We start from the raw sequence: 3,357 nt of genomic DNA, 5'->3' as shown, positions 1-3,357 counted from the left end.
GTTCCGCTTGGAATAATCTTGCCGCCTTGCCTGACACCATTCGATCCATCGGTCTTAGAAAGTGGGCTCACACAGGTCAGTGCCCATAACCGTTGGTATGAGTGCTTTTCACACAATCCCTGCGTCATGCGACGTGGGTGCATACAATCTGTCAGGGCGCTACCGGTTTGCCCGGCGTCACGGTTGCCGGTTTTCTTTCCTGCAACAAAAAAGGCCCGGCAATATGCCGGGCCTTCCGCTTGGGTAATGGGATCAGTTGGAGGTGCTGTTGTTCTGGTTCCAGCCGCCATTGTGGTCACCGCCGCGACCGCCGTCGTGTTCGCCCCGGTTGCCGTTCTGGCTGTCGCCGCCACGATCCCCGGGACCGTTGTTCCGGTCGCCACGGTTCTCGCCACCGCGATCCCCGTTTTCGCCCGGGCCGCCGTTCCGGTTTTCACCGCCCTGGCCATTCTGACCACCGTTCCCGCCGTGACCGCCATGCCTGCCACCGTGATGGCCATGACCACCGTGGCCACGATGTTCGCCCTGCCCGCTGCCCTGGTTCTGATCAGGTGACTGAGCCTGGGCCGCCAGCGGAAGGGAGGCGCCAAGAGCAAGTGCAAACAGAATTGAACGCTTCATGATATATCCTTTAATTCGACCTTTGATACATCGTGTCGCATGCACGGGAATGTAAGGTCGAATGATGTAACAGACAGTATCGGGAATATCCGGGCACGAAATCACGATCCTGCATGGCCCGGTATTATTCCGGTGAATGTTCCGGAAACTTAAACGAATATTCCGGAACGTGAGTGACCTGCATTCAGGTACTCACAAACCACACCATGATATTCCGTAAAAAACAGATCAATACATGGTGGGATTATGGGGTCATTGCCTGACCGGGCGACCAGTTGGCCGACCGGTCAGGGAAATTCGGGGTTCAGACCTGTCCGATCGCCCGGGCGGCGTCATCCAGCAGGGCTGCGATCTTTTCCTCGGCTTCCGTATCAAGCCCGCCGTTGCGCAGCCTCAGGCGGAGTGCCGTGCGCAGGTTTTCCATGCCGCGCATGACCGGCATCGGGACATTCTTCCGCCCCCCCCTGCCCTCTGCCGCACCTGTCGCGGCGCGGGCCAGGATTTCATCAAGGGCCGTACGGCTGGCGGCCAGGAACGCCTCGCCTTCCGGCGTGATGTGATAGTTCTTGCGGCCGTCGGCTTCGACAATCCGGGCATAACCCGCTTCATCCAGCCAGGTCAGCGTGGGGTAGATCACACCGGGGCTGGGGGCATAGCTGCCGCCGAACTTTTCCTCGATCATGCGAATCAGTTCGTAGCCGTAGGTCGGTTTTTCCGCGATCAGCGAGAGGACAAGAAGCCGCATCTCACCATAATCGAACAGCCGGTGACGCCCGCCCCGGCGGCCACCGCCGTGATGTCCACCGCGGCCGTGATGGCGACGGGGTTCCCCGGAACCTGCCATGCCTTCGGGGGAGAAAGTCTGGCGGTTACGACCGCCTGCGTGTCTGTTTCTGTGTTTCATGATTACCGATATACATTCCGATATATCTTGCGTCAAGATATATCGGAATATATTTTTCAGTCCTTGCCCGTCTCACCATTCCGGACGCCGCACGCAGTCCATCCGCCGGCTCCCCACCCTGCCCATGGGACCGAAGGCGCATGTTGATGCTGTTAAGGTTTGACCCGGTTACAGAGTGCTGAACGTCCTGCTGGGTCTGAACAGTCGATCGGGTGGAATAAATTCAAGATCGGTCGATACGGAATTAACTTGCATACCGGCACCCCATGTTCTGTATTGATCGATACAGAACATGGGGGGGGAATGCGACATGGCGGATTTTTCAGGCAAAAGGGCTGTCGTTATCGGTGGCAGCCGGGGGATTGGCGCCGCAATCGTACGGCGTCTGGCAAGCGAAGGCGCGTCCGTGCGCTTCACATGGGCCGGTTCGCACGCAAAGGCCGAAGACCTTGCCCGCGAAAGCGGGACGGAAGCCATTCATGCGGATGCGACCGACCGTTCAGCCATCCTTGCCGCCACGCGCGCTGTCGGCCCCATCGACATTTTCGTCTTCAACGCCGGGATCTGCATTGCCGGGGATCCGCTGGCGCTTGATCCTGACGATATTGATCGCATGATCGATATCAACATTCGCGCCGCCTATCACTGCGCGGTTGAAGCTGCCCGCGCCATGCCGGATGGCGGCCGGATTATCCTGATCGGCTCCACGAACGCCAATCGGGTGCCTTTTAAGGGACTGGCGGCCTACAGCATGACCAAATCTGCCCTGCAAAGCATGGTGCGGGGGCTGGCACGGGATTTTGGGGAACGTCGCATCACGGTCAATGTCATCCAGCCGGGACCGACGGATACGGATATGAATCCGGCCAATGGCCCCGAGGCCAGCCTCATGCACAGTGTCATGGCCATAAAGGAACATGGGTCCGCAGACGATGTTGCGGCTTATGTATCATTTCTGGCCGGCCCCACGGCGCGCGGCATTACCGGGGCCATGCAGACCATTGATGGTGGCTTCAGCGCATGATGCAGGCAATCCAGTTCCGAACCGATGAGTATAGGACATTATCCACACGGACGGAGACACTGCATGGCCCGGACAGGACGGCCCCGTGAGTTTGATCGGGACAGGGCGCTGGATGCCGGGGATGAAAAGCTGCCGGATTGAAGGAGATGAGCCGGGCGATCACGTCGGGGCCATTCTTTCATTTATCAAACGGGCTTCTGTTTGCCGATGATGGCTGAATGGCCATGCGCTTTTCCCCTGAACAACATGATATTTACTGCCCGTTTCATATCTTTCGATTGATGCAGGCAGTAACCAACAGGTTTGGGGGAATATGGGTATGTTCTGTATGCTGATCTGGAAACGAATATTCAGAATCATTATTTATAATAATAACTAAAATAGAAAATATATTGCCATAACAGATATCAGAACTCTTTATTGACTACGGCATGGCATTCTCACCTGGCCATAAAAAAATCCTTCAGGACGCATGCTCTGACAAACATGAATCCTGAAGGATAATAAAAACAGACGATATTTATAATATAGACGCTTATTTAGAGCCTGATCCGAAAGTTTTTGAACAATACCAGCCTGTTGTGATTCATCCGTCTTTACGAAGAGATGGAGTGAATGGTGACATGGACTGGTATTGCCCGACGTGAACATAGCCGGGAAGGACTGCGATATCCATCGGATATGATGGACGGGGAATGGGCTTTGATCATGCCATTTGTGCCCCCTGCGAAACGGGGCGGTCGCCCTCGCACGACGGATATGCGCGAGGTGGTCAATGCGATGCTCTACATAGCCTCGGCCGGGTGCG

At 56.4% G+C, this 3,357-nt stretch carries 4 protein-coding genes; 3 read left to right on the top strand and 1 reads right to left on the bottom strand.

The window, feature by feature from the left end:
- The first annotated feature begins 246 nt into the window (after positions 1-246).
- Complete coding sequence (locus tag CFR80_RS17410) at positions 247-555, top strand: hypothetical protein (protein ID WP_010514230.1); 309 nt, start codon at positions 247-249, stop codon at positions 553-555.
- 370 nt (positions 556-925) lie between these two features.
- Here CFR80_RS17410 and CFR80_RS17405 read toward each other — a convergent pair whose 3' ends face one another.
- Complete coding sequence (locus tag CFR80_RS17405) at positions 926-1,525, bottom strand: PadR family transcriptional regulator (RefSeq protein ID WP_029329435.1); 600 nt, start codon at positions 1,523-1,525, stop codon at positions 926-928.
- A 310-nt stretch (positions 1,526-1,835) separates the two neighbouring features.
- Between CFR80_RS17405 and bdcA the strand changes: the two genes are divergently transcribed.
- Complete coding sequence (gene bdcA, locus CFR80_RS17400; protein WP_010514228.1) at positions 1,836-2,549, top strand: SDR family oxidoreductase; 714 nt, start codon at positions 1,836-1,838, stop codon at positions 2,547-2,549.
- A gap of 615 nt (positions 2,550-3,164) precedes the next feature.
- Positions 3,165-3,357, top strand: a 193-nt coding sequence (locus CFR80_RS17390) for a transposase (RefSeq protein WP_146221631.1), incomplete at its 3' end; no start/stop codon positions are given.

It is taken from the genome of Komagataeibacter oboediens, from assembly GCF_003207815.1.
GTDB lineage: Bacteria > Pseudomonadota > Alphaproteobacteria > Acetobacterales > Acetobacteraceae > Komagataeibacter > Komagataeibacter oboediens.
This window is presented reverse-complemented; position numbering and strand designations above follow the sequence as displayed.

What these genes read in the sequence shown, in the direction of transcription:
- CFR80_RS17405 (WP_029329435.1), bottom strand. Translation starts at nt 1,525, where the DNA reads ATGAAACACAGAAACAGACACGCAGGCGGTCGTAACCGCCAGACTTTC.
- bdcA (WP_010514228.1), top strand. Translation starts at nt 1,836, where the DNA reads ATGGCGGATTTTTCAGGCAAAAGGGCTGTCGTTATCGGTGGCAGCCGG.
- CFR80_RS17410 (WP_010514230.1), top strand. Translation starts at nt 247, where the DNA reads ATGGGATCAGTTGGAGGTGCTGTTGTTCTGGTTCCAGCCGCCATTGTG.